Source organism: Halomonas sp. HK25 (assembly GCF_047795635.1).
Taxonomy (GTDB): Bacteria; Pseudomonadota; Gammaproteobacteria; order Pseudomonadales; family Halomonadaceae; genus Halomonas.
This window is the reverse complement of the sequence record NZ_CP181044.1, coordinates 3,864,227-3,889,443: the sequence shown is the minus strand read 5'-3', so window position 1 is coordinate 3,889,443 and position 25,217 is coordinate 3,864,227. Positions and strand designations below refer to the sequence as shown.

The window sequence follows — 25,217 nt, the reverse complement described above, 5'->3', positions numbered from 1 at the left end:
CAGGCGCCAGATCACCAGGCCCCAGTTCGCTGCCGCCCAGGCAGCTCAGAAATAACCCACCCGCCAGCTCAGCGGTGAGCCACAGTTCGCTGCCGCCCAGGCAGCTCAGAAATGGCTGCGTGATGAGTGCGGGGTGGCGTACCTGTTCGCTGCCGCCCAGGCAGCTCAGAAATATCACTCAGGCTGGAGGTAGCCGTTAACGACGTTCGCTGCCGCCCAGGCAGCTCAGAAAAAGCGTCATCTTGCCAAGCAGGCCATGAAGCAGTTCGCTGCCGCCCAGGCAGCTCAGAAAACCCTCGCCGAGCTCCACCAGCTCCTCGAGGAGTTCGCTGCCGCCCAGGCAGCTCAGAAAAGCACGCCAGCAAGATCGAGCAGTGCCTGATCGTTCGCTGCCGCCCAGGCAGCTCAGAAATTGTGCCCGGTCTCGGCGGTGATGGCCCGGGGGTTCGCTGCCGCCCAGGCAGCTCAGAAACGACAGCATGGACGGTGCAGCCATTGCTGCGCGTTCGCTGCCGCCCAGGCAGCTCAGAAACCAGGATGCGGTGCGGGCGCCTCAGTCCACCAGTTCGCTGCCGCCCAGGCAGCTCAGAAATGAGCCGCCCACGGCCTCGCCACCCGCGCAGCGTTCGCTGCCGCCCAGGCAGCTCAGAAATGTGATGCTGACCAGCCCCAGGCGCCGCATCAGTTCGCTGCCGCCCAGGCAGCTCAGAAATAACGGAGTGGATCGATGGCATCCGGATGGATGTTCGCTGCCGCCCAGGCAGCTCAGAAAAGGTGCTGCTGGCCATGGGCGGCGCTTATGCTGTTCGCTGCCGCCCAGGCAGCTCAGAAAATGCCCAAGCCCGAGCTGTGGGGCGTGATTGCGTTCGCTGCCGCCCAGGCAGCTCAGAAAATGCTGCCCGCCAGGTCCGCACGCAGCAGCGCGTTCGCTGCCGCCCAGGCAGCTCAGAAAGGTCATGATCTCGCCGACGCTCTCCCCCACCAGTTCGCTGCCGCCCAGGCAGCTCAGAAAGAGGCGCGGCGTGCCTTCCTGGCCCACCTGCAGGTTCGCTGCCGCCCAGGCAGCTCAGAAATCGATGCCACGGCATTCATCGACTTGGACGAGGTTCGCTGCCGCCCAGGCAGCTCAGAAATACACAGTGACTGTCCCGAACCCGCGTAATGCGTTCGCTGCCGCCCAGGCAGCTCAGAAAAATCACTTCAGCAGCTTCCCAGTCAATACGGAGTTCGCTGCCGCCCAGGCAGCTCAGAAACGCACCAGTTGGTACTCGGCGAACTCGGCCAGGTTCGCTGCCGCCCAGGCAGCTCAGAAATGGATGCTCCTGCTCAAGCGCAGCCGCATGACGTTCGCTGCCGCCCAGGCAGCTCAGAAATGGTCGAGCAGGGCGGAACAGCGGCCACATATGTTCGCTGCCGCCCAGGCAGCTCAGAAAATGCTGCCCGCCAGGTCCGCACGCAGCAGCGCGTTCGCTGCCGCCCAGGCAGCTCAGAAATGAAGCTGACCGAGGCCGTGAAAGACCAGTGCGTTCGCTGCCGCCCAGGCAGCTCAGAAATGCTGGTGGACGAAGGCCTGACCTACAAGCAAGTTCGCTGCCGCCCAGGCAGCTCAGAAAATCCCGAGATGCTGGAGAGGACCGAAAGTGGTGTTCGCTGCCGCCCAGGCAGCTCAGAAATGCTCAACCTGAAGCGCAGTGTTGCTGAAAAGGTTCGCTGCCGCCCAGGCAGCTCAGAAAACCACCTGGCCGCCCTGCACGAACGCCCTCTCGTTCGCTGCCGCCCAGGCAGCTCAGAAATTCAGCAGTAGTACCCACGAAAAGAGGGACGCGTTCGCTGCCGCCCAGGCAGCTCAGAAAAAGCCGGTATTCCTTGCGCTGGCAGGGGAGCCGTTCGCTGCCGCCCAGGCAGCTCAGAAATCACAGGCCGATGCGTAGTCGCCTGTCGCGATGTTCGCTGCCGCCCAGGCAGCTCAGAAATCCTCCTCCAGCCGCGGCTCGCACGGGACCTGGTTCGCTGCCGCCCAGGCAGCTCAGAAACTGATCAGCGTGATGATCTGGCTCCACGGACTGTTCGCTGCCGCCCAGGCAGCTCAGAAAACTACGTCGAGGCTGCTCCGGGCGACTTTCAGGTTCGCTGCCGCCCAGGCAGCTCAGAAAACGATCAGTGATGCGGAAGCACGGCTCTCTCCGTTCGCTGCCGCCCAGGCAGCTCAGAAAACGACACCATCATAGATACCGATGTGGGTAATGTTCGCTGCCGCCCAGGCAGCTCAGAAAACGATCATCAGTCACCTCCCAGCTCTTGCTCGGTTCGCTGCCGCCCAGGCAGCTCAGAAATCATGCGCCCGACACCAGCGTGAATCCCACCGGTTCGCTGCCGCCCAGGCAGCTCAGAAATACACGCTGAATCAGGACAACTCAGGGCTGTGGTTCGCTGCCGCCCAGGCAGCTCAGAAATGATCGCAAGCCAGCGGCAGAGCCATGGCCGGGTTCGCTGCCGCCCAGGCAGCTCAGAAACAGCTCCACCAGCCGGCGCCAGGTGCGTACCAGTTCGCTGCCGCCCAGGCAGCTCAGAAAAGGACGAACTGCTGACCCCCGAGCAGGCCCAGGTTCGCTGCCGCCCAGGCAGCTCAGAAACGAAGCCACCGTCTACGCCCGCCTGGTCACCCGTTCGCTGCCGCCCAGGCAGCTCAGAAATTCCCGACACCAGCGCCGCACCGTGGTCATGCGTTCGCTGCCGCCCAGGCAGCTCAGAAATATGCCCCATGATGACAGCGATGCGGCCAGGGGTTCGCTGCCGCCCAGGCAGCTCAGAAAAGCGACACCTCGGCGCAGCCCTGGCCGGTCAGGTTCGCTGCCGCCCAGGCAGCTCAGAAAGTGTAGTAATACGGGGGTAAGTTCTGAACCTGGTTCGCTGCCGCATGGCGCCGCTCCAGGCCGCGGGGGTGGCGGTAGTCGATGTCCTCGACGCAGGCCGTGACGCGCAGCTTGGCGGCCTTCAGCAGGCGGTCGAGGCGGCGGTTGTCACGGTGCAGCACCTCGCGGTCGAGCAGCATGCCCAGGCGATCCTCGAACGGCAGGTCGTAGGTGTCCGGCTGGGTGAGCTGGTGGGCCAGGGCATCATGCATGCCGGTCAGCTTCAGGTGGCGCAGGGTGTCGAGCAGGGGCTGGGTCATCATCGGTCGTTTCCTCGGGTCAGTGGTAGTACTCGCGGCCGCGCACGTTGGTGTGGGGCGGCAGGTCGTCGAGGGCCTCGGGTAACGTCAGCATCGGCTGCTGATCCAGCCCCTGCTTGAGGATCGAGGCGATGCTGCTGTAGCGGGTGGTGGGGATCGCCAGGGCATGGGCGCAGGCCTGCTCCAGGCGGTCCTTGCCGTAGCGCCGGCTGAGCTGCAGCAGGCCCAGGCAGGCACGGTAGCCATGCTCGGGGTGGGGGCGGTCCTGGAGCTGTCGCTGGGTCATTTCCCGCGTGGCGACGCCGATGCCTGTCGCCCACTCAAGGAAGCGGCTCGGCGACCAGTCGCGATGGCCCTGGTGCCGCTTGGGCATGTGCTCGGCCAGGGTCGAGAAGCGCCCCGGCGCGTGGCGCGGGTGCGCCGCCACCCGGTGCCCCTTGTGGAACACCTCGACCACGGTGTGGGTCAGGCGGACCTCCAGCACCTGGCCGACCAGGCTGTGGGGGACGCTGTAGAGGCGCTTGTCGATGTCGAGGTGGTAGTCGATGCCGGGCTTGGCCTTGCGCCACTCGGCGTACTCGTAGGGCGTCTCCGGCAGCGGGCGCAGCACCGGCCGGTCGATGGCCTCGAACAGGTCGCGCCGGCTCTCTTCCCGGCCCTGGAAGGGCCGCCGGTTGAGGTCCTCCAGTAGCTCGCGGATGGCCTGATTCAGCGAGGCCAGGGTGAAAAAGGTGTGATGGCGCAGGCGGGCCAGTATCCAACGCTCCACCAGCAGCACACCGGCTTCCGCCTTGGCCTTGTCCTTCGGCTTGTAGGGTCGCGCCGGCAGCACGGCGACCTGGTAGTGCTGCGCCATCTCGGCGTAGGTCGTATTGAGCTGGCTCTCGTAGCGGCACGCCCGCGTCACGGCGCTCTTCAGGTTGTCCGGGACGAGCAGTTCCGGCACCCCGCCGAGGAACTGGAAGGCACGCTGGTGAGAGGCGATCCAGTCGGGCAGCGACTGACTCCAGGTCGCCTTGGCGTAGGTGTAGCTGGAGGCGCCCAGCACGGCGACGAACACCTGGGCCTGGCGCACCTCGCCGGTGGCCTGGTTGATGATCGGCACGGTGGGGCCGCAGTAGTCGATGAACAGCTTCTCGCCGGCGCGGTGGACCTGGCGCATGCTGCGCCGCTGGCGGTCCCGCCAGGCGCGGTAATGATCGCAGAATCGACTGTAGCGGTACGCCATGTCGCCGTGGACCTCGATGTACTCCGCCCACAGCAGCTGCAGGGTCACGCCCTTGCGCTTGAGAGCCTGGTGGATCTGGAAGTAGTCCGGTGCCGAGAAGCGCACCGGCGGCGTCTTGGCCGGGAACAGCCTCGCCTCCAGCGCCGCCTCGTCGGTGCCGTCGGGCAACGGCCAGCGGATGCCGGCGACCTGCGCCAGGCTGACGTACTTGCTGACCACGCCCTTGGAGAGGCCGCAGGCCCGCGCAATCTTCTCGTGGCTGAGGCCGGCGTCGTACTTGAGGCGCAACACCTCGGTGATGGTTCGCATGGGAATCCTCGGTGCTGGCATGGTCCCCTCCAGGGGCAAAGGCAACAGGAGGGGTATGCCGTAAAAGTCCGAATCATTCCAGCGAGTTAGGTGAGATTCCGGGAACGTGACCGATGATTCCGGCATCGTGACCGCGGATTCCGGGAAAGAGGCCGAAATCGGTCACGATGAAACGGAATGGCCGGTCACGTTGGCCCGGAATGGTCGGTCACGATAGATCGGAACGGGCGGTCACGATGGCGCGGAATACGCAAGAGTGCCAGTAGGGTTGTGATTGCCCTTTCGTCACGCAGGTTGCCCGTGTACCTGGTTGCGTCCTTGTTTCTTGGCCGCGTACAGATTCTGGTCAGCGCGCTTGATAGCGGGCTTCAGCGAGACCTCATCGGCCATGATCAAGGTCACGCCCAGCGAGGCGGAATAGGCCAGCTGTCCCGTCTCGATAACAACGGGACCCACCTTGGCCGGCGTCGTAATTATCGCCTGGCGAATGCGCTCAGCCACCTGCAAGGCCTGCTCGTGGGAGGTGTTGGGCAGCAGCACGGCAAACTCCTCGCCGCCCATCCGGCACAGCACATCGCCGTCGCGCAGTTGATCGCGCGCCGTATTGGCGAAGGCCTGCAGCACCAGATCGCCCACGTCGTGACCATATTCATCATTGATGCGCTTGAAGTGGTCCAGGTCGATGGCGATCAGGCTGAGCGGCGCCCCGCTGCGCTTGGCGCGAGCGATCTCCATGGCCGCCTGGTCCTGCAGGTAACGTCGGTTGCCGAGTCCTGTCAGCGGGTCGGTCATGGCCTGGCGAGCCAGCGTCTCTTCCAGCTTTTTGCGTTCGCTCAGGTCGAAGACCATGGCACGGGAGTAAACGAAACCGCGGGGCGTGGTGTAGGCCGTGGCTTGGATGACGACAGGGAGCTTCTCCCCGTGCCGGGTGAGCAGCTCGCACTCGGCCGAGCCTTCCTCGTCCGGCCCCAGGACCGCCTGAAAGGCGGCCTTGAACGCCTCACGCGTCTCGGGGGTGACGAAGTCCCGATAGAGCACTTGGCCGATCACCTCGTCGCCACGATAGCCTAGCCAGTCGAGCTCGGTAAGATTCATCTTCACGATGCGACCGTCGGCATCCAGCGAATGATACCCGCACGGCGCATGCTCATAGAGATCGCGCACCTCTCTGGCGTGCTGCTGGGCGTGCCGCCGGAGGACCCTCTGACGATGGCTGCTCAGGGCCCAGAACACGCCGAAGGCGATGGACAGGCCATACAGCAGGGTCATGATCAGCAGCGGGGCCCGATCCTGTGACAGCAGTGTCCCCAGACTTGGCTTGGGAAGCATGATACCCAGCCGCCAGGGGTGATACCCCGGCAGGCTATACACCATGCCGGCCTGGCTTCGGTAGTTCTGGGTGCGGATATCTTCCGCCTGGAACAGTACCCGGTGATCCCCCAGATCTGCCTTTCCTTGGTTGCGCCGCGAGAGCGCCTCCCAGGCGTCAGGGTACGCGGTTGCGAAACTTCTCCCGAAGCGCATCGGCGCATCCGTATCGGCCAGCAACCAGATGCCCTGGGCATCCATCAGAAGGGGCTGTGCGGCCTCGTCGATGGCCATGGCGTGGTGCAGGCCAGTGGTCAGATACTGCCAATCCAGGCTGAGCAGCAGCACGCCCTTGCGTTCACCCTGAGCATCAAAGACCGGGGTCGCGATGTCGACCACGGGCACCAGGCCGTCGCCGGCATTCTCGTATCGAAGGTCGCGTCCGGGGGGTGAGACGTAGAGGTCACGGGGAAACAGCGTCTTGGCTTCCCGAAAATACTCGGCATCGGCATGCGAGGCCGCTGGAGACAGCTGGTGTCGCTGCTGGCCATGGCTGACATGCAACAACTCGCGTCCTTGCGGGTCGATCAGGACCAGTTTGGTGTAGCGTTCATAGTGGGTCAGCAGGGTGTCGAACAGAGACGCGAGCCGCTCGGCGGTGAGCTGTTGGGCATCGGCCTGATAAGGCGAGTGGGCCTCTCCCACGCGGCTGAGGTAGCGCGTGAGCAGGGGCATCTCGGCCGTGGCCAGGGCATGGTTGAGACTTTCGTTCATGCCGCGCTTAAGCGACTCGTGCCCCGCTTCCAGCATCGTCTCGGCACCGGCCTGGGCGCCCTGGAGCCGGGCATCGAGTTGGGCCCGAAAGATCGGGTACAGGGTGGCCGTCACCAGCACGACAGGCACGACGACGGCCAGGGCCAGGCGGGTGCAGAGGACTTTCAGCGTCACTGAAGCATCTCCAGAAAGAATGACGCGAGGAAGCGAGGCTGGCGTATTCTGGGGTAAGTCGCCAAGGATAAGACACGCTGTTCACCTTGGGGGGAGAGACGTGGAGCGGCATGGTGTCCATGCCCCCTCACGCTGGGGAGAGGCATCGCGAGGGTCTCGAGATGCCTGGCGGTCGGGAGACTACGGCGGCACGGTCACTGCCGGCAGGGTATCCGGCAGCGCCAGGAGCGCTTCCAGCGGCATGGGCCTGGCGAAGAGGAAGCCCTGCAGCAGGTCACACTCACGACGGACCAGATCCTCTTGCTGCGCTCGCGTCTCGATACCCTCGGCGACCACCACCAGGTCCATGTGATGCGCCATGGTGATGATGCCCTGGACGATGGCGGCATTGCGGTGGTTGGTGAGGATGTCGCGGATGAAGGCGCGGTCCAGCTTGATCTTGTGGATGGGCAGGTCGCGCAGGTAGCTGAGGCTGGAGAAACCGGTGCCGAAGTCGTCGATGGCGACCGTGATGTGCATCCCGCGCAGGGTGTCGATCATCTCGATGGCCTGTTCGGCGCCGCCCAGCAGGATGCTCTCGGTCATCTCCAGCTCGAGGAGCTCGGGCGGCAGGCCGGTCTCATCGAGGATGCCTTGCACCTCATCGAGGAAGCCATCGCGGCGGAACTGCAGCGACGAGATGTTGACTGCCACCGGGCACACTCGCTCGCCCTTGGCGCGCAGCTCGGCGAGGTGCTGGCAAGCCTGTCTCAGCACCCAGCGGCCCAGCGGGATGATCTGCCCGGTCTGTTCGGCGATGGGAATGAAGACCCCGGGTGACACCATACCGTGGGTCGGATGGTGCCAGCGGACCAGCGCCTCAACGCTGCGGATGCGCCCACTGACGGCCTCGACCACCGGTTGGTAGTAGAGCTCGAACTGGTTGTCGCGCAGCGCAGCCTGCAGGTCATGGCGCATCAACACCTGCTCGCTGGTGTCCTCCGTTCCTTTCCCCTGATACCACTGCCAGGTATTGCGCCCCTGGAGTTTCGCCGCTTCCAGGGCCAGGTCGGCATGCTGCAGCAGTTCGTGGGCCTGCTGGACCGGCTCGTCACTGCAGGCGGCCCCGATGCTGGTACTGATGTGCAAGGCGCGACCGTCGACCTCAAACGAATGCTCGAAGGCAGCGAGGATACGCTCGGCGGCGCGGGCCACCTCTTCGCGGGTCGTGAGAGTTGGCATCAGGAAGGCGAACTCGTCGCCGGTGAGGCGCGCCAGGGTGTCGCGGGGGCCGAGCAACGGATGCAGGCGGTCGGCGATGGCCACCAGCAACCGATTGCCGACGCGGTGTCCCAAGCCATCGTTGATCGCCTTGAAGCCGTCCAGGTCGAGGTATAACACCGCGAGTAGACGCTGTTTCTGCCGGCTCCACCAGAGGTCGTGCTCGAGACGGTCATCCAGGGTCGTCCGATTGGGTAGGCCGGTGAGCAGGTCATGGCTGGCCTGATAGGCGATCTGGGCTTCCTGGTCGCGCTCGCGGGTGATGTCCTGTTGAGTTCCGATGAAGTGGGTGCAGTGGCCGGCCTCGTCGACGACCGGGCTGATCGCCAACCGATTCCAGAAGGGCGTGCCGTCCTTGCGGTAATTGAGCAGCGTGACCTGCACCTCGCTACGCGCCGTCAGGGCGTGGCGGAGCGTCGCGACGACCGCGGGGTCGGTCTCTTTGCCTTGTAGGAAGCGACAGTTTCGGCCGAGTACTTCGTCCGAGGCATAGCCCGTCAGCTGACAGAGGGCCTCATTGGCATAGACGATCGGCATATCGGGCTGGGTAGCATCGGCCATGAGGACCCCATTGGGGCTGGACTCGATGCCCCGTTGCAACAGGCGTAGCTGGGCCTCCTGACGCTTGCGCTGGGTGATGTCGTGACAGATGCCGTAGACACCGACGATCTCGCCCTCGACGATCACCGGGAAGTTGGTGACCTCAAGGTGGTAGGTGCGGCCATCGGCATGGATACCCAGCGTCTCGTAGTGGCGTGAGGCCCCGGCCCTGGCGGCATCGAAGGCTGCCTGAGTCAGCCCGTGATAGTCGGGCGCGATGAACTCGTTGAAGTGGCGGCCGACCAGGCGCTGCTCCGGGTAGCCGGTGATCCGTTCCAGGGCGGCGTTGCCTCGCTGGAACCGGCCCTCGAAATCGAACTCGTAGACTCCGTCGGGGTGGTTCACGAACAGCGAGCGATGCCACTCGGCCAGCGTGCGGTGGTGGCGGCTGTCACGGTCCCTGATGATCGCCAGGGAAATCAATGTGGCGGCCTGGCGAAGCCGTTTCCTGCTCACCTTGCCGGGCGTGGTGGGCTGGCGATAATAGGTACCTAAGGTTCCCAGCAACTCGCCCTGGGCGGTAATCACCGGGCTCGACCAACAGGCACGGAGACCCTCGGCAAGGGCCGCGCTACGGAACGCCTCCCAACGTGAATCCGTCTGGATGTCTTCGGTGATGACCTGGCGGCGCAGGTAGGCGGCCGCCCCGAAGGAGGCCACCGCCGTGCCGATGGGAACATCCTGGAGCCGCTCGCAATAGTCCCGCGAGAAGCGCTGGCTGGGAAACAAGCTGAGGGAGCAGCGTGCCGGGTCGAAGCGCATGAAGGCCACAACGGCACTGGGGAGCTGCAGGCAGACCCAGTGGGCAATGGCGTCCAAGGTCTTATCCAGCGGCGCCTGCAGGGCGATCAGTTCGTGGATATCCTGTTGTGCGTCCAACAGGACGAGTTCGTCAGTCACGCCTATGCCTCCATGTGACATTTCCCCCAGGCTTTGTTAGGAGGCTGATAAATTCGGCAAATACTGAAGGAGGCGCTCAGGTTAGGCAAGCCAGTCATCTATAGATAAGAAAGCACCCCGTAACGGCGCCAGCGACGATAGTGCTGAATACGAGCCATCGGACGAATCCCCTCTTTTCATATAAGAAATGTCTTACGCCGAAGTAAGGAATCTCGCACATTGGCTATCATCCATGGCCACTCCCACGCGCAACCTCCTGAGCCGCGTGGTCCCGCGATGGATTGCTAATTTCTATTGAGTAGTAGCCTGGGGCCGCCATCACCAATGGCCAAAGGCTGCGCTAGATCATTCAAATATTCTTATAAAATGTCTATGGCGCAGCGCGAAGGCATGGCGCGAATTCGAGGCATTGATGCTGCCGGGTCATCGCTACCGGGTCACCTGCAGGTCCTGCGGGCGCTGCAAGGAGAATCAGCTGTGCTACGGCGCCAAGGGCTCCACCAGGCTGGCCCCCTCCTGGTCCGACCGATCGACCCGGATGGACACCGGCCAGGCCGTCAAGCCTCGGCCGCCAAATGATGCACCGCGGCGCGGATGGCGCCGCGCTCCACCAGGTCAGGAGCCAGCCACGCTTCGAGGCTGTCGTTGTCGAGAACCAAAGGCATCCTGTCGTGGGTCTCCCTGGCAATGCCGCGGGCCGGCTCGGTGATGATCGCGCAGCAAGCGGTGTCGTCATCCACGGGTACCGGCTCCTCGAATTCGCCGATCAGGCGGATTTCGCAGTTGGGGACTGACCTGCGTTCTCCTTTACCATCGAGTCGTGCTGTGCCTCCATGGTGTTGCGGCTGGCCTTGCGCTCCCGGTGCGCAATGGCAGCAGCGTGCTGATGTCGTGTCACCTGCCGCCTTGGGGTTCCTCCAGCGGCGGTTGCAGGAAGCGGAACATGAACGACAGCGCCGGGCCGATGCTGGCCCGCCACACCCGCCAGGTATGGCCGCCGGAGAGCACCTCCAGCGGCACCTGCCCCGGCTGGTGATCCTCCAGCGCCGCCTGCAGCCGGCGGGCGTGGCCCACGGCATCGAAGACGTCACGGTCGCCGGCGCTCAGGTAGAGCGGCACCACGTAATCCTGGCCGAGGTAGCTGTCGAGATGGGCGGTGTAGTTGAGCCTCTGCCAGAGGTCGGCGTCGAAGCGGTTGTCCGGCGTCAGGAAGGCGGCATGTTCCCGGGCGGTGGAATTGGCCGGCGGCAGCGGGTAGTAGCTGGCCGGGCTCAGGGCCGCTGCGGCGGCGAACAGCTCGGGGCGCTCCAGGGCGAAGTTGATGGTGCCGTAGCCGCCGGCGGAGAGCCCGGCGATGCCGCGCCATTCGCGTTTCGGCACCACCCGCCATACGTCTTCCACGTGCGGCAGCAGGTCCTCCAGGAAGGCGGTGCGGGCCGGCTCGTTATGGCCGTCGACCCACCAGCTCTGGCTGCCGGGCATCACGATCACCGCCGGCGGGATTCGCCCCTGGCGGATCATGCGGTCGGCGATCTCCTTGAGCGCCCCGCGGGTCACCCAGTCGCGATCGCTGCCGAAGGAGCCGTGCAGCAGGTAGACCACCGGATAGTCGAGCCCGGTGTCGTGATACCCATCGGGGAGATAGAGGGTGTAGGGGTAGTCGCGCTCCAGCGCCTCGGAGTGGAAGCGGTGATGGGATACCTGGCTGGCCAGCGCCTGGCTAACCAGCATCAGGAGCGTCAGTATCGTCAGTGTGCAGCGTCTGGCTGCCGCCATATCGGGCTCTCCCCGTCCTCGAGATGGATGGGAATTCCCGGATGAGGGGAATTCATGCTGTCTGTCGCGGTCCGACAACAGGCCCGGCAGAGGCGTTCATCCCATGCGAGGTCAACGGGGAACCGAGACATGCAACGAATCGAGGAAATCTACTGGCTGCGCGCCTACGGCTGCCTGGCGGTCTTCAGCTTCCATCTCCTCGATCACCTCAACCAGCGCGTCGACTCCCTGGCTACCGACCTAGTCCGCATCCCCACGGTGCTCGGCACCCCGATCTTCATCTTCATCTCGATCTTCCTGTTTTCGATGCGCTACGGCAACGAGATCCCCCGGGGCTTCCTGGGCAGCCGGGTGAAGTACGTGATGGTGCCCTACCTGGTTTATGGCCTGGTCTACTCGATGGCAGAGTTCCTGCGCCTGCGAGCCGCCGGTGCGGATGTCGGCCTGGTGGAAACCCTGCGCGAGTATCTGCTCTACGCCGGCTGGCACGGCTACTTCCTGATCATCGCCGCCCAGTTCTACGCCTTCTACTGGCTCTACGGCCGCCTGCATCTCGAACGCTGGTTGCCCGCCTCTCCCTGGCTGGTGATCGGCAGTCTGATCAGCATGGCCTGGTGGGGCTACTGGGCGTGGCGCAGCAGCCTGCCGCCGGGCTACCTGCACTGGATCGCCCCGCTCGGCTGGCTCTACCTGTTCTTCCTCGCGCTGGTGCTGGTGCGCCACTACCACATCCGCCCCGAGGCGCGCCCGGCCTGGCTGGTGTCGCTGGCCCGCCCGCGCTGGCTGGCTGCCCTGGTCGGCCTGGTGGCGCTGCTCTCACTGCCCGGCTGGATCGAGTACTCCTCCAAGGAGGTGTGGGTGGTGCCGCTGTTCCTGCTCTTCACCGTATGGGTGATGGGGCGGCTGCGCGGCCGCCCGGCGCCGCCCCTGGTGCGACGCCTCAACGAGTTCTCCTTCGGTATCTACCTGGCCCACCCGATGTTCTTCAACCTGGTGGACGTGCTGGATTCCGGCCAGCGCCTGCCGCCGGGGCTCTACGTGCTGGCCCTGGCGCTGGTGGGTATGGCCGGCTCCATCGCCTGGAACCTGGCCGCCAATCGCCTGGAGTGGGGCGGGCTGCTGTTCGGCAAGCGGCTGCGGGTGGCCTGATACCCGATGATTCATCAGAATTGCGCGAGATACCCGGTACTTTTAGTGCCGGGAGGGATAGCGCGTCGTCCGCAGGACGACCCTGATCTCGCTGCCTCCTTCTCAGGCTTGCTATCTTACAGAATGCGGCATAAGTTGTGAGCCATGACGAGACGCGCCTACAAATACCGCTTCTGGTATGGATTGACCCGTCAAAGGGTCGGTTGACTCTACTACATGTGATTGTCCTCAATGCCTACGGCTCAGGAAGCGAGGGGCTATCAGCGACGGTGGATCTCTCTGGTATTCGTGGGTTGGGTACCGACCTGTCATCACTTCGTCGCGGAGCTGCCCTGGTCTGGTATGGATTGACCCGTCAAAGGGTCGGTTGACTCTACTACATGTGATTGTCCTCAATGCCTACGGCTCAGGAAGCGAGGGGCTATCAGCGACGGTGGATCTCTCTGGTATTCGTGGGTTGGGTACCGACCTGTCATCACTTCGTCGCGGAGCTGCCCTGGTCTACACGCGAGGGTCACCCTGCCCCGCAGGGCGGGGGCCTCATAGGAGCGTCAGGGGTTCTCCCACCGGCCCGACGCTCCCTGACCCGAAGGCACTGAGAGGTGATACTCATGCCGTGGCTCGACTGCCGTGGGGTTTGCCCATGGCCTCGCAGGCGATGGCCCACAGGAAGCCTGCCATCTCCCGTGCGATCGCGGTGACCACCTGCTGTTTGACCTTGCCTGTGGCCGCCAGCCGGCGGTAACGCCCGCAGAGCCGCTTCTGTGCCTCCCAGGCGATCGCCTGGACCGTCGGCGTGGTCTTCTCCGCTCGCTGCTCAATGATGCGCGTCTTGCGCGCCGGGAAGCGATAGCTCCAGGCGGCCTCCACCAGCACGCGTCGCACATGCCCGTTGCCCGTCTTGGTGATGCCGCCCTGTCGTCGGCTGCCACCGCTCGAGTGCTCACTGGGCACAAGCCCCAGATAGGCCATCAGCTGACAGGGTGAATCGAAGCGGCTGATGTCACCAAGCTCGGCCAGCACCGTCATCGCGGTGATCAGACTCACGCCGCGCATCGCCTGGATGGCCTCGACCACCGGGGCCAGTGACCAACTCGGCAGCGCCACCGCCATCTGCCTTTCCAGGCCGGCCACGCGCCGCTGAGCCTCGCGCACCGCCTCGATGTACTCCTGGAGCACGATCTGCTGAACAAGGGTGTTGAATCGCACCGTTTCCAGCCAGCGGAAGTGCGCGGGAATCCACTTGCTCTTGCCACCATAGATCTTGCCGTGACGCAGCAGGAAGGCGTTCAGCCGCTGACGTGCCTTGAGCTCGATGGCCTTCATGTCCTCGCGGGCCCGCGTCAGGTCGCGTATTGCCTCCTGCTCCGGGGTGGGCACCCACACCGGCGTGAGCTCCCCGGAACGCGACAGACGCGCCAGCATCTGCGCGTCTCGCCGGTCGGTCTTGACGCGATCGCCTGCCCGCCGAGGGATCAAGGTCGGAGCGACGACCTCACAGTCATGGCCGCTGGCCTGGACCTGGTGATAGACCCCGTAGCCACAGGGGCCTGCCTCATAGCTGAACAGCAGCGGCTGCCCGGCGAAACGCTCGCTCAGCTGACGAACCAGCTTATCGATGGCCTGTGGTTCGTTGGGGATCTCGCCGCGGAACTCGGGCGCCTGTCGTCCGGCCTCGGCGATCGCCACCGAGATGCTGACCTTGTGCACGTCCAGGCCGATATAGGCGGCGTGGCCATCGCTGGCGGCGTTGACCTGCTCGGCGACGGTACGGTCCACAACGGCTCGCTGAGTTGCGTTAGACTGTTTCATGACCTGCCTCCCTCAATAGTGGCTCTGTGTTCTGGTCCCACCCTCAACGTAACCCACGACGTTGAGGCGGGGCAGGTCAATCCATCATGTCTACCCGACGCCGGAACAGGAACAGCTCCTGGCTCGGACGTTCGGGTGTGTGCGTTTCGTCTACAACGCGGTGCTGCGTTACCGCACCGATGCGTTCTACGAGCGCCGAGACAAGATCGGCTATGTAGCGGCAAACGCTGAGCTGTCGCGGATGAAGAAAACCGATGATCTCGGCTTCCTCAACGAGGTCAGTTCGGTCCCGCTTCAGCAGTGCCTGCGCCATCAGCAGACTGCATTCAAGAATTTCTTCGAGGGTCGAGCCAAATACCCGAGCTTCAAGAGCAAGCGGCACCGTCAGTCGGCCGAGTTCACCCGCTCGGCGTTCAAGTACCGCGATGGCCAGCTGTTCCTGGCCAAGTGCAAGGCGCCGTTGGCGATCCGCTGGAGCCGAGAGCTGCCCAGCGAGCCGACCACCGTGACCGTATCCAAGGACGCCGCTGGGCGCTATTTCGTGAGCTGCCTCTGCGAGTTTGAACCCGAGGCGCTGCCTGTCACCCCGAAAATGGTGGGCATCGACCTCGGCCTGAAAGACCTGTTTGTCACCAGCGACGGGCATCGAACCGGCAATCCCCGCCATACGGCGAAGTACGCAGCCAGGCTGGCCAAGGCACAGCGTCGGCTGAGCAAGAAGCAGCGCGGATCGAAGAATCGCGCCAAGGCTCGGCAGAAAGTGGCCCGACTTCACGCCAAGATCTCCGATTGCCGGATGGACCGCTTGCACAAGCTGTCCCGCCAGATCGTCAACGAGAACCAAGTGATCTGCGTCGAATCCCTCAAGGTGAAGAACATGCTGCGCAACCGCTCGCTGGCCAAGTCGATCAGCGACGCCGGCTGGGGTGAGTTCGTCAGGCAACTGGAGTACAAGGCTGCCTGGGCAGGCCGGCAGCTGTCGGCGATTGACCAGTGGTATCCGTCCAGCAAGCGCTGCTCCGACTGTGGGCATGTGATGCCCGAGATGCCGCTGCAGGTTCGCACCTGGACGTGCCCTGAGTGCGCTGCCGAACATGACCGCGACCTCAATGCCGCGATCAACATTAAAGCCGCCGGGCTGGCGGTGTTAGCCCTTGGAGAGAATGTAAGCGGCATGGAGCCCGTCTCCGTGTCCGGTTCTCGGTGAATTGGGAATCCTCGTCCTTCAGGGCGAGGAGCAGTCAACCTGTTACCAATGCTTACCCGAAAAATCTGAACGCAGGCCAGTGGCCATCGTCACAGGAAACTCATGCACGTAATGCCCCTTGGAGGGGTGATTCCCTGGAGGTATCAATGAAACGGATGACTGCCCTGATCTCTGCCGCCCTGCTCAGCGCTGGCCTGATGTCGGCCACCGCCCACGCCCAGCAGGACCCGGCGGCTGCACCCGAGCAGCCCCAGGCCTCGGCCCCGGCGATGGACATTTCCGATCAGCAGCTTCAGCAGTTCGCGGATGCATCCGAAGAGATCGTGGTGATCTCCCAGGAGTACACCGAGCGCCTGCAGGCCGCCGAGGATGAGCCCGCCCAGCAGGAAGTGCAGATGGAAGCCAACGACAAGATGGTCGAAGCGGTCGAGGACAGCGGTCTCGACGTGGATACCTTCAACGCCATCGGCCAGGCCGTACAGCAGGACCCGGAGCTGATGCAGCGCGTTCAGGACATGGTTCAGTCTTGAAGCGGGTTGGTCAGAATGAGCGCCACATGGAGCGAAGCATGATGACGAAGCAATGCTTCAAGAAGGCAGGCGTACTGGGGGTGTCACTCGGCCTGCTGGCCAGTCGCTGGCCGTCGCCGACATGCACGACCCGGCGGTCGATGAGCATGAGGCTGGTGCTCCTATGACCATTCAGCCGGCCGCTCCGGCGGCTCAGCATGCAGACCCCTCCGCCGATCCCATGGCGGACCCGGGTGCCCCGGCCGAGCCGGGCAGCCCCGCTGAAGAGCCCGGCTTTGGTAGCGGCACCGAGCCGATGCCCAGCGGAGAGGGTGCCGCTCAGCCTGATGATGAGGGCGAGTGGGAGTTGCCCGACGAGGAGTAACCCTTTTTCATGGTGTTCCCCGGCGCGGCCGGCCAATGCTTCCCCATACCCTCGGCATATCCGGCCGGACCGCGCTTTTCGCCCCCGCACTTGCGGGGTTTTTTGTAGTTCTTCTCTTCGCAAATTGACGCAGGGTAAGCGAAGACGTACCCCTTTTCCCGTCCAGTATTAGCCCAGACAAAAAAGGGCCGCTCTCCTGAGAAAACGACCCTATAAGTTACAATATCCTTTCTGGATTCAACCAACCAACATTACTTATCCCACTTGCTGGCTGTTTTTGTACTCTTGTCAGCCTGCTGCTGGCTTTTTTTCTGAGCATTACCAGACTCTTCCTTGCCCTTCTGAAGGCTGGACTCAACTTGCTCCTGGCCCTTCTGAAGGTTTTCCTGAATTTGCTTCTGGCCCTTCTGCATGTTTTCTTCGAGCTGTGAGCGGCCCGACTGCATGCTCTTCAATGTTAGCTCCTGGGTCTCCTTCAGGTATTCCTGACTCAACGACCGGATCTTGTCAGCGTCTTCCTTCAGTCGCTCACCCATTTCCTTGACGGCCTGCTGCTGCTGCTCGATCACTTGCCGAAAACTGTCGGGATCCTTGACTTCTAGCCAGGAGCGGGATTGCGCTACACTGGTGTCCGCAAAGGCGCGAACGGCATCGAACTGAGCCGAGAATAGTTGCTCAAGGTAATCAGTGGTCAGTGCTCCGTAAGCATGCATCGGCTCGACAACATTGTTGTCGAACTGCTGGGTAGCTTGCTCGTTAGCTTGCTCGGCATCTGCTTTGGTTTTTTCAGCGCACATCTAACCGCTCCTTGTCTTGCGACAATTTAGTCAAGTGATTACTCAAGTGAAAAACCACTCAAGTAAATTTTTCCATTCGGGAAGCAATCCAGCAAAAAAACCGATGCTGATTTCGTCCGTTGGTGTAGAAGCGTCAGCCCTACGATGACAGCTCGTCATTTCTTGTCGGGCCGGCATCTGCCGCTACAACATTTAAATTGTAAATAGCCATCGAGTGGTTTTCCGTGCGGTAGCACACATAAATGCTGGGTAATATCAGGCTCTCTGCATTGCGCAATTGGACCTCGCTACACTCGACTGCTCGTGGTGGTCTCTGATGTGAAGTGGTCCCTATGCTCGACGGCATGGGTGTGGATCTTGAATCCGTTCATCTGGCTCTCGGAGCGAATCACCAACCGCATCGGCAAGGAGGCTCTCGACGCTGTCATACTCGGCTTGACGGTGGATGAATTCGACAAGGAGTTGGGGCCCCCCTTCACCCCCTGAATTCAAGCGGACTCGGTAAGCTATCCAGCCTTGTTCCCCGGCGGCATCACCACCCACTCCGGCTCCTCGAATTCGCCGATCAGACGGATCTCGCAGAAGGGGGCCGCGCGGCGAATGATCTCCTTCACCTCCGGGTCGTGCTGGGCCTCCATGGCGTCGCGGCTGGCCTTGCTGTCCCAGTGGGCGATGGCGACCAGGGTGGTGGGGTCGCCGATCTTGCGATGCAGCTCGGTGCCCTGCGCCCCCGGCGCCTGCTGGATTCTCTCACTGGCCCGTACCCAGGCCTCGGCGTAGTCCTCGGCGCGGTAGCCGTCGCGGATATGCACTTCGAAGATATATTTCATGGCGGCACTCCTTCTCGCTGTTCCTCGGTCTTCCGATCAGTGTATCCCGATGCGGTACTGCCATCGCCCTGATCCAGCCGCTACGCTGATAGGCTGTAAGGCAGCGAGAATGATCCGCCATCGATGACAAGGAGTGAGCATGTCTGAAACCCCCTATGCGAAGACCCTGGCCGCCCTGGATGCGCTGCATGGGCAGGACCCGCGGAGCGTTGAGGTGGAGGGCGAGTCCGTGCCCCGGGAGCTGTGGCATGCCTGGCAGATGAGCGCCTGGCTGGAGCGGCTGCATGACCATCCCGACGAGCTGATGCGCCTGGCGGTGCGCGGACAGCACCTGCAGCGTTGGCAGGTACCCCGTAGCGACTATCCGGAAGGGCGTGTGGGCTATCTGACCTGGCGGCGTGATCAGGGGCAGCGCGCCGGCGAGACTACCGCGCGGCTGATGCGCGAGGCGGGCTTCGATGACGAGGCGGCCGAGGCGGTGCAGCGGATGATCCGCAAGCAGGGCCTGGGGCGCGACCCGGGGGCCCAGGCGGTGGAAGACTGCGCCTGCCTGGTGTTCCTGGAGAACTACTTCGCCGATTTCTCGAAGCAGATCGACCACGACCACCTGATCCGCATCGTGCAGATGACCTGGAAGAAGATGTCGCCGCAGGCCCATGTGCTGGCGCTGGGCCTGCCCATGAGCGATGCGGCGCGCGGCCTGGTGGAGGAGGCGCTGGGCACCTGAGGCCGCGCTGCAGGCTACCTCACCAGGGGGCGAATGGTCTCCAGGTAGGTTTGGCCGTTCTCGCGTACGCGATCCCGCTCCATGCTCTCCGAGCCGAGGTGGACCTCTTCCACGAGGTCCGCCATGGTGTCCACCTCCTCGCCGAGCTTCGCCAGGGCATTTTCCAGGGTATAGGTAAGCTGATGGATGATGGCCATGTCGTCATCGCTCAACTCATCCTTGGCGAGCAGGGCGGCGAGATGGTCATTGGTCGACGACAGGTTGCTGACCGCCTGGGAGAGGCTGTCGGCGCTCTGGCCTTCGAAGTGGTCGGGACGCTCCTCGGCATGCTCCTTGGCATTCTCTTCGGCATAAACGCCGCCGGCCATCAGGCCGGCGAACAGGGCGACAAGCAGCACTCTAGTGATGGGACGCTTCATGGGGCGATGCTCCTGCGGTTTCATGGTAATGATTCGTGTTTACATAACGTAGTCCCGGTTCCGTGGGGCCGCAAGAAAAGGCTGACGGTGCCGGACGGGACCTTGATCCAGGGCAACATTTCACCCAGGGCAACATTTAACAAGTGGGAGACATCACACCCGCACCTGAGCCATGCCGGCTCGCCGGAGGCGGGCCGCTTTCCAGCGTGGCGGCGGACTATGTCTGGCCCTGCGCCTGGCCCACCAGCCGGGCGCTGTACCAGGCGATCATGCGCTCCTCGTCGGTGGGAATCACCCAGGCGCCGACGCGGCTGTCGGCGCGGCTGATGCGGCGGGCATTGCGGCGGTTGGCAACGGCGTCGAGTTCGAGGCCCAGCCACTCGCAGCCTTGGCAGATGGCCTCGCGCACCGGGGTGGCGCGTTCGCCGATGCCGGCGGTGAAGACCAACTGGTCGAGCCCGCCGAGGGCCGCGGCCAGGCTGCCGATCTCGCGCACGGCGCGGTAGGCGTAGAGCGCCACCGCTTCGCGGGCCTCTTGCGCGGGGCTGGCGAGCAGCTCGCGCATGTCGCCGCTGATGCCGGAGACGCCGAGCAGGCCGGAGCGCTTGTAGAGCAACTCGGTGACCTCCTCGACGCTCATGCCCTCCTGCTGGATCAGGTGCAGCACTAGCCCGGGGTCGAGGCTGCCGCTGCGGGTGCCCATGGGCATGCCCTCGATGGCGGTAAATCCCATGGTGGAGGCCACGCTTGTGCCGTTATGGATGGCGCACAGGCTGGCGCCGTTGCCCAGGTGGGCGACGATCACCCGCTCGCGGGGGGCATCGCCCAGATGCTGGGGCAGCACCTGGTTGATGTAGTCGTAGGAGAGGCCGTGGAAGCCGTAGCGGATCAGCCCGCGCTCGGTCATCTCCCGGGGCAGCGCGAACCAGCGGGCGACCTCGGGCTGGTCGGCGTGGAAGGCGGTGTCGAAGCAGGCCACCTGGGGCAGCTCGGGATAGCGCTCGGCGAGTGGCGCCACCGGGGCCAGGCAGAAGGGCTGGTGCAGCGGCGCCAGCGATTCGAACTCCCTCAGCGCGGCGGTGATCTCGGGGGTGAGCCGTACCGGGCGGTGGTAGGTGCGGCCGCCGTGGACCACCCGGTGGCCCACCGCGGCGAGAGAGAGGTCGGGGAGGTCGTCGAGCCAGCCCAGCAGGCGTGCGGTGGCGTCCGGCAGCTCGAGCTGCGCGGGCAGCTCGCCCATGTCCACCGCTACGGGGCGGCCCTCGCCATCCTCCAGCGTCAACCTCGGCGTGCCGCCGTTCAGCCCGGAAAACTTGCCGCGATAGCGGGGCGTCAGGGTGTCGAGGGAGTCGGCACCCGCCAGCGGGTAGAGAGCAAACTTCAGGCTGGAAGAGCCGCTGTTGAGGGTCAGGAGATGGCTCATCTCAGGCGCCTTGCTCGGGGGCGGGCAGGCCCTGGAGCCTCTGGTGGTCGGCCACCAGCAGGGCCAGGGCGCAGGAGGCCATGCGGGTGATGGCTTCGTCGGCGCGGCTGGTCAGGATGATGGGGACCCGGGCGCCCAGCACCAGGCCGGCGCCGGTGGCATCGGCCAGGTAGGTCAGCTGCTTCATCAGCATGTTGGCGGATTCCAGGTCCGGGGCGATCAGGATGTCCGCGCGGCCGGCCACTGGCGAGTCGATCCCCTTGGTGCGCGCGGCGCTCTCCGAGATGGCGTTGTCGAAGGCCAGCGGGCCGTCCAGGGTGCCGCCATTGATCTGGCCGCGGTCGGCCATCTTGCACAGGGCGGCGGCATCCAGGGTGGAAGGCATCCGGGGATTGACGGTTTCCACCGCGGAGAGAATGGCCACCTTGGGGTCGAGATTGCCCAGGGCGTGGGCCAGCTCGATGGCGTTGCAGATGATGTCGCGCTTCTGGTCGAGGTTGGGAGAGATATTGATGGCGGCGTCGGTGATGAACAGCGGCCGCGGGTAGGTCGGCACGTCGAAGGCCATCACGTGGCTGATGCAGCGCTCGGTGCGCAGGCCGCCGTCGCGCTTGAGTACCTCGTGCATCAGCTCGTCGGTGTGCAGGGCCCCCTTCATGATGGCCTCGGCGCGCCCCTCCCGCACCAGGGCCACGGCGCGCTCGGCGGCGGCGTGACTATGGGGGACGTCGATCAGCTCGAAGCCGCTGATGTCGAGCTGGGCGGCATCGGCCGCGGCGCGGATCTTCGCCTCAGGGCCGACCAGCAGGGGGATGATCAGGCCCTGGTGGGCGGCGGCCACGGCGCCGGTCAGCGAGACGTCATCCACCGGGTGCACCACGGCCACGGGAATGGCGGGCGGGTGGTCGGCGGCGGAGAGGATCTCGTGCAGGCGGCCGCGCTCGGCCAGGCGCACGGTGGGCATCACGGTGCGCGGCCGGCGGATCTTCTCCGTGGGGGCGAGCACCCGGGCCTCGCCCTCGATCACCACCTTGCCCCGTTGGTTCTCGCAGCGGCAGTCCAGGGTCAGCTGCGAGCGGGCGTCGTCCTTGGCGGTGACGCGCACGCTGACCTTGAGCACGTCGCCCAGGGCGACCGGCGCCCGGAAGCTCAGCGTCTGCTTCAGGTAGAGGGTGCCGGGGCCGGGTAGCTGGGTGCCCAGCACCGTGGAGATCAGCGCACCACCCCACATGCCGTGGGCGATGACCTCCTGGAAGCGCGAGCTGCGTGCGAAGTCGTCGTCCACATGGGAGGGGTTGATGTCTCCGGACATGATGGCGAACAGCTTGATGTCATCGAGGGTCAGGCGCTTCTCGAGGTGCGCCTCGTCGCCTACCTGGATCTCGTCGAAGGTCCGGTTCTCGATATAGCGGTCGTCGTTGGGGGCATCCATGGGGGGCTCCGGTGGCGGCTACTGCGATGCAACAAAGTCAGCCTCCATCATAGCCTGGGATTGGCGCCCGTGCGTTGACCGCCAGGGCGTTGCTAGCGGCCCCGTGACTTAGGGGCGGGGGGTGTGCCGGAGCGGTTCACAGTGTCACCACCAGCGTTTCATCGGCCTCGCACGGCTTGCCGTGGCGCAGGCTCAGGCGTTTCTCGGTGAGGTTCATCACCACGCCGAACAGCGTCTCCATGCGCTCCTCCTCGGGCTGGGCGGGGTTGAAGTGGCGGCAGATCGACAGCGGTTCGCCATGGTGGTCGCTGAGGATCTCGAAGAGTGCCGTTTCCTCCACCAGGGCGTTGGCGGGTGGCGATTTCTGCAGCAGCTCATCCAGGCGCGCCAGGCGCGGGCGCGAATCGGGACGGGGGAAGTCTTCCACCCGGCAGGTGGCGGCGGGGGCGTAGAGGTGGTTGGTGTGGGTGACCACGCCGCCTTCGGCGTCGAGCCGGCCGGGCTCGCCGGGGTGCACCTCCAGGCCCACCGCCTCTCCCACGGCGCTGCCGATCAGGAAATGGGCGGGGGAGCAGACCCGGTCGCGGGTGGCCACCGCCACGGCGCTCTCCAGGTCGGGGCTCTCGAGGATCTTGCGCAGGGCCACGTGGATCGGCAGCCCCTCGCCGCAGGTCTGCGAGCGGATGGCGTTGAGGCAGACGCCGATGCCACGGGCGTTCATGCCGATCTTGGCCACCATGCCCGCCTCGCCGACGCTGACCAGTAGGGCATGGTCCTGCCCGCTGATCTTCAGCACCACCACGTTGTGCAGCTGGTCGGTGCGCCAGTCCCAGTTCTGGGCCAGCCACTGGGTGCCGGCGTGCGCCAGGGCGAAGGCGGAGCAGCCGCCGCTGGCGCGGGTCAGCGAGATCTCGCTGCGGCAGTTGAGGGTGAGGATGTCGAGGGGCTCCACCCCGGCGCCCTCGGCGATGGCGTCCATCTCCTCGAGGATCTCGGGAAAGCCGAGCTCGATCATCCTGCCGAAGCGGCCGGCCTCCACCCTGGCCCGGGCCCAGCCGATGCCGACGAAGTCGTGGAACAGCCGGTCGTAGACTTCCAGGCTCCGCTGGATCAGCCGGGCATGGGTGCGACCATGGGCCAGGCCGATCTCGCGACGGCTGCCGCTGAGCTCGGTGACGGTGAGCAGCTCCTGCAACATGATTAGAGCGCCTCCTCCAGCAACTCGAGGAAGGCGGCCCAGGACTTCGCGTCGGCGCGCTCCTGATAGTCGTCGCTGCCGAAGACCGTAAAGCCGTGTACGCCCTCGGCCAGGCCGGCGAGCGCCAGGGCGGCGGTCAGGGGAAAGGCGAGTGGTGGGGTGCGCATCGGTTTCTCCAGTGGCTGGCAAGCGGTCAGGGACCTTTCAGTATAGGCGTGATGGCGCGCCCTGCCGTTGCCCCCGGGAGTTGACCGCCGGGGTTGCCTGCGTTGGTAGGGGCGGCTTGTGATTTCCCGTGGGGCGTTCCAGATTGAGCTTGGAACCACAACAACGGGACAACAACATGAAGAAGAGCATCCTGTCGATAGCCATCGCGGCCTCTGCCCTGAGTCTGGCCGGCACGGCCCAGGCCGAGGTGAAGGTCGGTTTCCTGGGCGGCTTCACCGGGGGCATCGAGAGCCTGACGCCGCCGATCTTCGAGGGCGCCCAGCTGGCCGTTCAGCAGGTCAACGAGCAGGGCGGCATCCTGGGCGGCCAGACCCTGGTGATGCCCAGCGGGGACACTACCTGCGGTGACGCCTCGGCGGCCTCCAACGCGGCGGACCGCATGGTCAACACCGAGAACGTTACTGCCATCGTCGGCGCGCTATGTACCGGGGCGACCATCGCGGCGGCCAACAACGCGGGCATTCCCGGCGGTGTGGTGATGGTCTCGCCGGCCTCCACGGCGCCGGCGGTGAGCGAGCTGGACGACAACGACCTGGTGTTCCGCACCGTGCCGTCCGATGCCTTCCAGGGCGAGATGCTGGCCAAGCTGGTGCTCGACAAGGGCATCGACTTCGTGGCCGTGACCTACGTGAACAACGACTACGGCCGCGGCCTGGCGGATGCCTTCGGCGAGGCCTTTGAGGCGGGCGGCGGTGAGGTGGCCGAGAACCTGGCCCACGAGGACAACCGCGCCGACTACCGCTCGGAGTTGGGGTCGCTGTCGGCCAGCGGTGCCGATACCCTGGTGGTGCTCGCCTATGCCGATACCTCAGGCCAGACGGTGCTGCGTCAGGCCTACGAGGCCGGCACCTTCACACAGTATGTGGGCGCGGACGGCATGGTGGGCGACAGCCTGGTGGAGGCGATCGGCGCCGATGTGCTCGAGGGCATGATCGCTACCCGCCCGGGCAGCCCCGACCTGCCGGGCGCCGAGCTCTTCAACGAGGCCGCCGAGGCCGCCGGCATCGATCCCAGCGCAGTGTTCGCGGCCCAGGCCTATGACGCCGCCTTCCTGGTGGCGCTGGCCATCGAGCAGAACGGCAGCGCCGAGCGCGAAGGCCTCTCCGCGGCGCTGCGCAGCGTGGCCAGCGAACCCGGTGAGGTGATCCTGCCCGGCGAGTGGGAGAAGGCCGTGGAGCTGATCGCCGCCGACACCGAGATCAACTACGAGGGCGCCTCCGGCACCCACGAGTTCGACGAGAACGGCGATGTGCCGGGCGTGGTGGTCGAGATGGTGGTCGAGGACGGCCGCTTCGTCAGCAAGGGTTTCGTCGAGCCCTGAGCGCTGCGGCATGACCTGAACCTCAGGCGGTAACAGCAGCAGGCCCCGGCGGTTTCCCGCCGGGGCCTGTATGTTTGCTTGCGAGACATTACCCGGCGGGAGATTCCATGTTTTTCCTCCAGCCTCACGACGCTTGAGGCGACTGGTGGGAGATCGGCTCTGCCGAGCGAATGGCGCCGCAGGCGCCTCGGCGGCGTTGCTTGCGTTAGTGCATGCCGCCCAGGAGCCCTTCGGTCTCCATTCGCCGGGCATAGCCCAGCTCCCACAAGAAGTGCTCAG

20 protein-coding genes, 1 pseudogene and 1 CRISPR repeat array (1 of these 22 cut by a window edge) are annotated in these 25,217 nt (G+C 64.9%); of the genes and pseudogenes, 7 read left to right on the top strand and 14 right to left on the bottom strand.

The annotated features are described in order from the left end of the window. Positions 1-2,873: direct repeats of the CRISPR family, unit length 28 nt; unit sequence GTTCGCTGCCGCCCAGGCAGCTCAGAAA (it extends 1,416 nt beyond the left edge of the window). A 56-nt stretch (positions 2,874-2,929) separates the two neighbouring features. The 6 genes and pseudogenes from ACM26W_RS18290 to ACM26W_RS18265 form a co-directional block, all read right to left on the bottom strand. Then, positions 2,930-3,172 (bottom strand): annotated as a pseudogene (locus ACM26W_RS18290) (ATP-binding protein); the annotation flags it as partial. A 19-nt stretch (positions 3,173-3,191) separates the two neighbouring features. Next, complete coding sequence (gene istA, locus ACM26W_RS18285) at positions 3,192-4,730, bottom strand: IS21 family transposase (RefSeq protein ID WP_416138381.1); 1,539 nt, start codon at positions 4,728-4,730, stop codon at positions 3,192-3,194. A gap of 264 nt (positions 4,731-4,994) precedes the next feature. Beyond that, positions 4,995-6,965: a diguanylate cyclase gene (locus tag ACM26W_RS18280; protein ID WP_416138380.1), complete on the bottom strand. Its 1,971-nt coding sequence runs from the start codon at positions 6,963-6,965 to the stop codon at positions 4,995-4,997. Between the two features lie 180 nt (positions 6,966-7,145). Continuing rightward, entirely contained in the window at positions 7,146-9,725 is a 2,580-nt protein-coding gene (locus ACM26W_RS18275; protein ID WP_416138379.1) for an EAL domain-containing protein, read from the bottom strand. Between the two features lie 557 nt (positions 9,726-10,282). Next, a complete protein-coding gene (locus ACM26W_RS18270; protein ID WP_416138378.1) occupies positions 10,283-10,465 on the bottom strand; it encodes an SOS response-associated peptidase family protein in 183 nt (60 codons plus the stop codon). A 154-nt stretch (positions 10,466-10,619) separates the two neighbouring features. Beyond that, the gene (locus ACM26W_RS18265; RefSeq protein ID WP_416138377.1) at positions 10,620-11,501 is read right to left on the bottom strand and encodes an alpha/beta hydrolase; all 882 of its coding nucleotides are present in this window, start codon (positions 11,499-11,501) and stop codon (positions 10,620-10,622) included. A 129-nt stretch (positions 11,502-11,630) separates the two neighbouring features. Between ACM26W_RS18265 and ACM26W_RS18260 the strand changes: the two genes are divergently transcribed. Beyond that, positions 11,631-12,650 (top strand): acyltransferase family protein, encoded by a 1,020-nt coding sequence (locus tag ACM26W_RS18260; protein WP_416138376.1) that lies wholly within the window; start codon positions 11,631-11,633, stop codon positions 12,648-12,650. 609 nt (positions 12,651-13,259) lie between these two features. Here ACM26W_RS18260 and ACM26W_RS18255 read toward each other — a convergent pair. Next, on the bottom strand, positions 13,260-14,462 hold the full coding sequence (locus tag ACM26W_RS18255; RefSeq protein WP_416137234.1) for an IS110 family transposase: 1,203 nt from the start codon (positions 14,460-14,462) through the stop codon (positions 13,260-13,262). 61 nt (positions 14,463-14,523) lie between these two features. Here ACM26W_RS18255 and ACM26W_RS18250 point away from each other — a divergent pair, with 61 nt between their 5' ends. The 3 genes from ACM26W_RS18250 (at position 14,524) to ACM26W_RS18240 (ending at position 16,563) form a co-directional block, all read left to right on the top strand. Beyond that, complete coding sequence (locus tag ACM26W_RS18250; protein ID WP_416138375.1) at positions 14,524-15,669, top strand: RNA-guided endonuclease InsQ/TnpB family protein; 1,146 nt, start codon at positions 14,524-14,526, stop codon at positions 15,667-15,669. Positions 15,670-15,815: 146 nt separating this feature from the next. Next, positions 15,816-16,199, top strand: coding sequence for a DUF4168 domain-containing protein (locus ACM26W_RS18245; RefSeq protein ID WP_416138374.1), 384 nt, complete (start codon positions 15,816-15,818; stop codon positions 16,197-16,199). Between the two features lie 163 nt (positions 16,200-16,362). Further along, positions 16,363-16,563 carry a hypothetical protein gene (locus tag ACM26W_RS18240; protein ID WP_416138373.1) on the top strand — a complete coding sequence of 67 codons (201 nt, stop codon included), beginning with the start codon at positions 16,363-16,365 and terminating at the stop codon, positions 16,561-16,563. Positions 16,564-16,814: 251 nt separating this feature from the next. On the opposite strand, the gene ACM26W_RS18235 is transcribed toward ACM26W_RS18240, so the two are convergent. After that, positions 16,815-17,360 carry a phasin family protein gene (locus ACM26W_RS18235; RefSeq protein ID WP_416138372.1) on the bottom strand — a complete coding sequence of 182 codons (546 nt, stop codon included), beginning with the start codon at positions 17,358-17,360 and terminating at the stop codon, positions 16,815-16,817. Positions 17,361-17,717: 357 nt separating this feature from the next. Between ACM26W_RS18235 and ACM26W_RS18230 the strand changes: the two genes are divergently transcribed. After that, positions 17,718-17,846 carry a hypothetical protein gene (locus ACM26W_RS18230; RefSeq protein ID WP_416138371.1) on the top strand — a complete coding sequence of 43 codons (129 nt, stop codon included), beginning with the start codon at positions 17,718-17,720 and terminating at the stop codon, positions 17,844-17,846. A 20-nt stretch (positions 17,847-17,866) separates the two neighbouring features. Here the strand turns inward: ACM26W_RS18230 and ACM26W_RS18225 are convergent, their stop codons facing one another. Further along, a complete protein-coding gene (locus ACM26W_RS18225) occupies positions 17,867-18,190 on the bottom strand; it encodes an antibiotic biosynthesis monooxygenase family protein (RefSeq protein WP_416138370.1) in 324 nt (107 codons plus the stop codon). A 139-nt stretch (positions 18,191-18,329) separates the two neighbouring features. Here ACM26W_RS18225 and ACM26W_RS18220 point away from each other — a divergent pair, with 139 nt between their 5' ends. Continuing rightward, positions 18,330-18,917 (top strand): DUF4202 domain-containing protein, encoded by a 588-nt coding sequence (locus tag ACM26W_RS18220; protein WP_416138369.1) that lies wholly within the window; start codon positions 18,330-18,332, stop codon positions 18,915-18,917. Between the two features lie 14 nt (positions 18,918-18,931). On the opposite strand, the gene ACM26W_RS18215 is transcribed toward ACM26W_RS18220, so the two are convergent. The 5 genes from ACM26W_RS18215 to ACM26W_RS18195 form a co-directional block, all read right to left on the bottom strand. Continuing rightward, positions 18,932-19,336, bottom strand: coding sequence for a DUF6746 family protein (locus ACM26W_RS18215; RefSeq protein WP_416138368.1), 405 nt, complete (start codon positions 19,334-19,336; stop codon positions 18,932-18,934). A 217-nt stretch (positions 19,337-19,553) separates the two neighbouring features. Continuing rightward, on the bottom strand, positions 19,554-20,759 hold the full coding sequence (locus ACM26W_RS18210; RefSeq protein WP_416138367.1) for an acetate/propionate family kinase: 1,206 nt from the start codon (positions 20,757-20,759) through the stop codon (positions 19,554-19,556). Between the two features lies 1 nt (position 20,760). Then, positions 20,761-22,191, bottom strand: coding sequence for a bifunctional enoyl-CoA hydratase/phosphate acetyltransferase (locus tag ACM26W_RS18205; RefSeq protein ID WP_416138366.1), 1,431 nt, complete (start codon positions 22,189-22,191; stop codon positions 20,761-20,763). 136 nt (positions 22,192-22,327) lie between these two features. Beyond that, positions 22,328-23,389, bottom strand: coding sequence for a C45 family autoproteolytic acyltransferase/hydolase (locus tag ACM26W_RS18200; protein WP_416138365.1), 1,062 nt, complete (start codon positions 23,387-23,389; stop codon positions 22,328-22,330). 2 nt (positions 23,390-23,391) lie between these two features. Beyond that, the gene (locus ACM26W_RS18195) at positions 23,392-23,556 is read right to left on the bottom strand and encodes a hypothetical protein (RefSeq protein ID WP_416138364.1); all 165 of its coding nucleotides are present in this window, start codon (positions 23,554-23,556) and stop codon (positions 23,392-23,394) included. Between the two features lie 176 nt (positions 23,557-23,732). Between ACM26W_RS18195 and ACM26W_RS18190 the strand changes: the two genes are divergently transcribed. Beyond that, positions 23,733-24,938: an ABC transporter substrate-binding protein gene (locus tag ACM26W_RS18190; RefSeq protein WP_416138363.1), complete on the top strand. Its 1,206-nt coding sequence runs from the start codon at positions 23,733-23,735 to the stop codon at positions 24,936-24,938. The last annotated feature ends 279 nt before the right edge of the window (positions 24,939-25,217 follow it).